Genomic DNA, 6,947 nt, shown 5'->3' with positions numbered 1-6,947 from the left:
CTAATATATTATTTAAAAACATGTAGAGAATTTTTAAAATACTCTAATCCTGATGCTATTGTTAAAATAGTAGATATCCATAAAACTATTTTATCTAGTGGAATTTGCCAGTAGCTAAAAATAGGATTTCCTAATAAAATTAAAATTATAGCTACTAATTGTGTAATAGTTTTTAATTTTCCTAATAATCCTGCTGCAATAACTTCTCCTTGTTCTACGGCTAATAATCTAAGACCTGTCACTGCAAATTCTCGAGCTATAACACATACTACCATCCAACTAGGAATTAATCCTAGTTCGACCATAACAATAAATGCACTTCCTACTAACAATTTATCTGCAAGTGGATCAAGAAATTTTCCCATATTGGTAATAAGATTATATTTTCTAGCTATATATCCATCTATAAAATCAGTTATAGAAGCAAAGATAAATAGTAATGCTGCAAGAAAAACATTATACTTTATAGGATTTCCATAAGCAATAGTTACTGTTGTATCTATATTAAACAATAATAAAAATACAAAGACAGGTATAAGAATAACTCTAAACAACGTAATTCTATTAGGTAAATTCATGTTCATACTTTAATCCTCACAAAATATAATTTAATACTACTTAATAAATACTACCAAGATTATAACATATATTAAATAACGTAACAATATTTAATTTCAACTTTATTCATTATTCTCTGCAAATTCAGGTTCTAAAAATACTTTTCTTGGTTTACTTCCTTCTGCTGGACCAATATAACCATCTTCCTCTAACATTTCTACAATTCTAGCGGCTCTATTATAACCAATCTTAAAACGACGCTGTAATAAAGAGGCCGAAGCTTTTTGAGTTTTAGCTATAAATAATAGAACTTCCTTATACAGAGGATCTACTTCTTCACTATTATTAGAACTATCTCTTGAAATATTGTCAGATGGTTGCATATTAGGATCATATTGAGTTTCTGCTTGATTTTTAATAAAATCAACAATATTTTCTACCTCTTGATCTGACAAGAATGCTCCTTGTACACGAATAGGTTTACTTGCATCTATTGATTGGAAGAGCATATCACCTCTACCTAACAATTTTTCGGCTCCTGTTTGATCAAGTATTGTCCTTGAATCCACACTAGAACTTACTGCGAATGCTATTCTAGAAGGAATATTTGTTTTAATAACTCCTGTAATAACATCTACAGAAGGTCTTTGTGTAGCAATAATTAAATGAATACCAGCAGCTCTAGCCATCTGTGAAATACGTGCTATAGATTCCTCTACTTCTTTAGAAGCAACCATCATTAAGTCTGCTAATTCATCTATAATAACTACTATATATGGAAACTCCTTATATTCTTCATCTTTTGATGCTAATTTGTTATAACTTTCAATATTTTTAACTCTAGCTATAGAAAATTCTCTATATCTTTTTTCCATTTCTAAAACAACTTTGTGTAAAACATCAGCTGCTTTTATTGGATCTGTAACAACCGGAGTTAATAAATGAGGTATCCCATCATAAATAGATAATTCTACCATTTTAGGATCTATCATTATTAATTTTACTTTATCAGGATTATTTTTCAATAATAAACTAGTTATGATAGTATTTATACATACAGATTTTCCACTTCCTGTCGAACCTGCTACTAAAAGATGAGGCATTTTATCAAGTCTTGCAAAAATAGAATCACCTGATACATCTTTTCCTAAAACTACAGATAAAGGAGAATTATCTTCGTTATTAATAAATACTTCTTTAATAGTTACTAATTGAGTTGAATTATTCGGTATTTCTATACCTATAAAAGAAGTTCCAGGTATAGGAGCCTCTATTCTTATATCTTTTGCCGCTAAATTCAAAGCAATATCATTACTTAAATTAACTATCTTACTTACCTTTGTTCCAGGTGTTGGAGATATTTGAAATTGTATAATAGAAGGTCCCACTTTAGCCTTTTTAATTTTTACGTCTATACCAAAATCTTTAAAAGTTCCTTCAACTATCTTACATTTATCCATTATTTCTTTATTCGATATTTTTTTGTTTTCTATAGGGTCTCTAAGTAAAGATAATGGTGGTAAAATATAGTTGTCATAGCTTTTAATATCTTGATAATCAGAAACTATGTCATTATTAGAGTTGTCCTTATCGTTTTCTAAAATATTAAAATTATTGTTATTATTATCTATATCAATTAGAATATCCTCAGAATATGTATTTTCAACTTCCTGCAATTTTTCTTTAAAATTATTATTTTGTTTTTCTTTAACATCTTTTATTTTCTTAACAGTAATCCCGCTACTATTAAATTTATTTTTTATATATTCAAATTGATTTGGATAGTGTTTATTAAATAATACCAATAAAATAACTAACACTAATGATATAAAAATTATTAACGCTCCGTAATAAGATAATAATTGTATTATAATTTTCGTAGGATATTTAGCAATTAATCCCCCACCCCAAAAATTAAAATTATCATTGTTTATATTTTTATATGTGAAAAATTCATAATTGCTATGTTTTACGAAAATAATTTCTAATAAAATATCAACTATAAAAATAAGGGCAATAGATATAGGAGTAAACATTATCTTTTTTTTAAAAATAATTAATATAGGAATACTAAGTAACATAATATAAATTATGTAACTAAAACATCCAGTAAATAATTTTATAGTATTATCTAAAAATTCTCCTATTAAACCCATTCTCAATAAAGATATTATTGAGATAATAAAAATAAAGATAGCTACAATTAAATCTTTTAGCTCTTTAGGAAGTTTGTTAATATTTAACTTTTGAGATTTTTTTTGTTTTTTCTTATTAGTCTTCTTTTTCTTTTGTTTTGTAGACAAATTATACCTCCTTAGTTATTTTCTAAAACTACTGAATTAGTAGGACAGCATTCAAAAGCATCTACTACTGATTTATATAATGTTAAATCAATATCCTTTGTCATTGTATTATTGTCCAAGCTACAGTAAGCTATACCATCATTATCACAATCATAAACTTCTGGACATATTGCATAGCAATTTCCGCAAGCTATACAAGTATCTCTATTAATTTTGCTCTTCATTTTATTTACCTAAAAAATCTACTAATAATTTTAATGCTTCTTTACGATGACTAATACTATTTTTTTCTAAAGCAGATAATTCTGCAAATGTTTTTTTAAAACTTGGAACATAGAATATTGGATCATAGCCAAAACCATTATCTCCCAAACGTTCAGTAATAATTTCTCCTGAACATTCTCCTCTAAAGCTATGCTCTTCTCCATTTTTTGTAACCAAAGATATTACAGAAACAAATACTGCTTTAGAAGTTCTTCCATTTAATTTATCCAATACTTTATCTATATTAGCTTCATCTGTACCTTTATCAGAATACCTAGCAGAATAAACACCTGGATCTCCGTTTAATAATTCTATACATAATCCACTATCATCTGCTATTGTATCTTTACCACTAAATTGTGCTACTATTCTTGCTTTCTTTAATGAGTTACCTTCAAAAGTTGTTTCATCTTCTACTATTTCATCGAAAAAGCCTATATCTTCTAAAGTTAATATTTTATAACCTGTCAAAATACTTTGGATTTCATCTTTTTTATGCTTATTATTAGAAGCTAATACTAGTTCTTTCATATAAATTCCCCCCTATTTTACTACTTCTAAGTCAATATTTTCATTAAGCCATTTGTTAGCAGTAATTTCAAACTCTGTACTTTCTTTTGAAATAAAAAATTTATGATTATTAGTCTTTTTATTATTTAGCATATTATTATCTTTTAATATGTTATAAACCTTCTTCGTAGTTTCAACTGCAGAAGATATTACTTTTATCTTATTATCATAATATTTTTCAATATAATTTTGAATAATCGGATAGTGTGTGCAACCTAATATCAATGTATCCATATCATAATCTTTTGTAACAGCAAGTTCATTATCAATTACTTGAAATGCTTTATCTTCATTATTATAATCATTGTTTTCAATAAATGGAACAAAAGATGGACAAGATTTTTCATAAACAATAGTATTTTCATCAATATTAGAAATAACTTTTGAATATGCTTTAGAATTTATAGTAAAGTTTGTACCTAAAACTAGAATTCTTTTATTTATTGTAGTTTCAAGAGCTGTTGTAGCGCCTGATTTTATTACACCTATAATAGGAATATCATACTTATATTTTAAAAACTCCAATGCTGCAGCAGTAGCAGTATTACAAGCTAATATTATAATTTTCACGTCTTTTTTTATTAAAAAATTTATTGCTTTTTCTGTATAATTTATGATTTCAGTTTGAGTTTTCTCTCCGTAAGGACAATTTTCTACATCACCAAAAAAATAAATAGTTTCATTGGGAAGTTTCTTTAATATTTCTCTTGCAACAGTTAGTCCTCCAACGCCACTGTCAAATATACCAATAGGTTTATTCATATCTCCTATTATCCTCCTTAAAAGAATTAAACATTTCTTCTAATTCTAATATTTTTTTATAAGATTTCGTTTCTAATCCTAAGTATTCTCTTATTAATAAATTAATAAAATTTAATAATTGTATTGTTTCATCGTTTTCTAAAAATACTTTTTCCAATATATCAACATCATAATTACTTAATATATATATTAATTTTGTTAGCTTGTTATCTATCATATATGAGCTAGATGAATCAACAAAATCTATAAACATATTTAATTTAAAACTATAACATGCATATTCATCGACATCTTTTTTATATTTAAAATTAAAACCCTCTAGTTTTAATATATTGATAATAAAATAAATATTTGCCAACTTAACATCTATCTTACTATCATTAACTAAGTTGATTAACTCTACTAATAATTTATAATATTTATGTGGTATATGATTTAAATAAGAAATAATTTCTAATATGTTCCCTATGTAACTACTCAACATAACATCATATATGATATTACTGAAATAATCATCTATATCTATTGTTATAATTTTATTCATACCACTAGTATAAAAATATTGTGCAGTAACTGTACAAGGAATAGAAAGTTTTTGTAGTTTTTTATTTTTATTGACATTCTCATAAAAAAAACTTTCTATTTCGCCCGATTCAGTTAGAATATGAACTATCTCGTGATAATCTCTATAAGGAATTTTCTTTAAAACTATTCCCTTTGTTATTCCTTTTCTAATCAAAAATATCGTCCCTATATCCTAAATCTTTTATTAGATTTGGTTTTGTTCTCCAACCTTCTATAACTTTTACCCATAATTCTAAATATATTTTTTCTGATAACAACTCTTCTATATCTCTACGAGCTCTTTTTCCAATCTCTCGTATCATTTTCCCTTGTTTTCCAATAATCATTCCTTTTTGTGACTTTCTTTCTACTATTATTGATGCTATTATCAACTTTTTAGAATTTTCTTCTTTTTCTATCTTGTCAATTACTACAGCAATAGAATGTGGGATTTCTTGTTCAGTAAGTTGTAAAACTTTTTCACGAATAAATTCAGAAATAATAAAGTATTCTGGAGAATCAGTAATTACATCATCAGGATACATTTTTATACTAGACACAAGATATTTTTTAGTAACGTTTAATAAATTATTAACATTAATTGATTTTAATGCTGATATTGGAACTATTTCTTTAAAATCATACAAATCTTTATAAAAATCTATTGTTTTAATTAGTTGTTCTGGGGTAATTAAATCTATTTTATTTAATAACAAAAATGTTGGAACATTTAATTCTTTTACTATTTTTAATATTCTCTCGTCTCCACTACCAAACTTTTCAGAAGCATTAACAATTAAATAAACAATCTCTGATTCTTTTATTGCACTATTGGCTATTTTCATCATATAGTCACCTAATTTATGTTTAGGTTTATGTATCCCAGGTGTGTCTATAAAAACTATTTGAGAGTCAGCATCCGTATAAACACCATTTATAATATTTCTCGTAGTTTGTGGTTTATCCGACATAATGGCTATTTTTTGTTGTAATATATTATTTAACAGAGTAGATTTTCCTGCATTAGGTCTTCCTATAATAGTAATAAAGCCTGTTTTTATTAATTCGTTATACATTTAATCCTCTTTTCTATCGTAACAATCCATATTCATTTAAAATATAATCTTGCTTACCGAACATTTCTTTTTCATCTTCTTCGGTCATATGATCATAACCTAATAAATGTAAAAATCCGTGCAAGGCTAAAAATCCTAATTCTCTTTCATAAGAATGATTGTACTCTTTCGCTTGTTCTTTAGCCACATCTACACAAATAATTATATCCCCTAAATAATCTATTTGATTACCGCCTATAATCTCTAATTCTCCTTCTACTTCATCGTTCAAAGCAAAAGAGATAACATCTGTAGGTCTATCAATTCCACGATATTCTCTATTAATGTTTTTTATTTCTTCTTTATCTACAAAAGTTATTGCTAATTCTGTGTTATCAATATCAACTTTTTCAATATTCGCCGCTAACTCTAATAAATTAACAATCAAATTTCTAGATTTTTCGTCTACATAATTTTGTTCATCTATTATTTCTAAAAATGTCATAATTCTCCTTAAAACTGCAATCATATAATAATTTATTATAGCACATGAAATATAAAAATCAAAATAACCTTACTAATAAAGTATTAAGATTTATAATGAATTATTATGAAAAAATTATTAAAATAAAAATACTTATTAATTATAAATCTAAATTTAAATTTTATTAACTTATGTATTAATCATTTTCTATATTATTTTATTAATTTTTATAATAAAAAATATTCAGTATAGAGAATTTTTTACTCTACACTGAATATTATATACATTAAATTATTTATTTTTTCTCCAATAACTAACTACTCCACTAAGTGTAATAACAATCATTATTAACATAAAAATATAATTTTTTATTGTGAAATATTTGCC

Annotated in this window: 8 protein-coding genes; all 8 read right to left on the bottom strand. The window is 25.4% G+C overall.

The genetic code is table 11. From position 1 onward, the window contains the following. Nucleotides 1-8: 8 nt before the first annotated feature. Nucleotides 9-578: a CDP-diacylglycerol--glycerol-3-phosphate 3-phosphatidyltransferase gene (gene pgsA, locus HZY83_RS00490; protein ID WP_179942161.1), complete on the bottom strand. Its 570-nt coding sequence runs from the start codon at nt 576-578 to the stop codon at nt 9-11. 102 nt (nt 579-680) lie between these two features. Continuing rightward, nucleotides 681-2,861, bottom strand: coding sequence for a DNA translocase FtsK (locus HZY83_RS00485; protein WP_228098431.1), 2,181 nt, complete (start codon nt 2,859-2,861; stop codon nt 681-683). An 11-nt stretch (nt 2,862-2,872) separates the two neighbouring features. Beyond that, nucleotides 2,873-3,085, bottom strand: coding sequence for a ferredoxin (locus tag HZY83_RS00480; RefSeq protein ID WP_179942159.1), 213 nt, complete (start codon nt 3,083-3,085; stop codon nt 2,873-2,875). A 1-nt stretch (nt 3,086) separates the two neighbouring features. Further along, nucleotides 3,087-3,656, bottom strand: a complete 570-nt coding sequence (gene rdgB / locus HZY83_RS00475) for an RdgB/HAM1 family non-canonical purine NTP pyrophosphatase (RefSeq protein ID WP_179942158.1) — start codon at nt 3,654-3,656, stop codon at nt 3,087-3,089. Between the two features lie 12 nt (nt 3,657-3,668). After that, nucleotides 3,669-4,457, bottom strand: coding sequence for a glutamate racemase (murI, locus tag HZY83_RS00470; RefSeq protein WP_179942157.1), 789 nt, complete (start codon nt 4,455-4,457; stop codon nt 3,669-3,671). Then, the gene (gene recO, locus HZY83_RS00465; RefSeq protein ID WP_179942156.1) at nt 4,450-5,196 is read right to left on the bottom strand and encodes a DNA repair protein RecO; all 747 of its coding nucleotides are present in this window, start codon (nt 5,194-5,196) and stop codon (nt 4,450-4,452) included. The genes murI and recO overlap by 8 nt, the downstream gene beginning before the upstream one ends. Then, nucleotides 5,189-6,097, bottom strand: a complete 909-nt coding sequence (gene era, locus HZY83_RS00460; protein WP_179942155.1) for a GTPase Era — start codon at nt 6,095-6,097, stop codon at nt 5,189-5,191. The genes recO and era overlap by 8 nt, the downstream gene beginning before the upstream one ends. A gap of 13 nt (nt 6,098-6,110) precedes the next feature. Then, entirely contained in the window at nt 6,111-6,584 is a 474-nt protein-coding gene (gene ybeY, locus HZY83_RS00455; RefSeq protein WP_370520017.1) for an rRNA maturation RNase YbeY, read from the bottom strand. Nucleotides 6,585-6,947: the final 363 nt, after the last annotated feature.

It is taken from the genome of Gemella sp. GH3 (assembly GCF_013415425.1).
GTDB lineage: Bacteria > Bacillota > Bacilli > Staphylococcales > Gemellaceae > Gemelliphila.
The sequence above is the reverse complement of the archived record's forward strand: the minus strand, read 5'-3'. Positions and strand labels throughout refer to the sequence as shown.

Coding starts and splice junctions, on each gene's coding strand:
- pgsA (WP_179942161.1), bottom strand. CDS start 578: ATGAATTTACCTAATAGAATTACGTTGTTTAGAGTTATTCTTATACCT.
- era (WP_179942155.1), bottom strand. CDS start 6,097: ATGTATAACGAATTAATAAAAACAGGCTTTATTACTATTATAGGAAGA.
- murI (WP_179942157.1), bottom strand. CDS start 4,457: ATGAATAAACCTATTGGTATATTTGACAGTGGCGTTGGAGGACTAACT.
- HZY83_RS00480 (WP_179942159.1), bottom strand. CDS start 3,085: ATGAAGAGCAAAATTAATAGAGATACTTGTATAGCTTGCGGAAATTGC.
- rdgB (WP_179942158.1), bottom strand. CDS start 3,656: ATGAAAGAACTAGTATTAGCTTCTAATAATAAGCATAAAAAAGATGAA.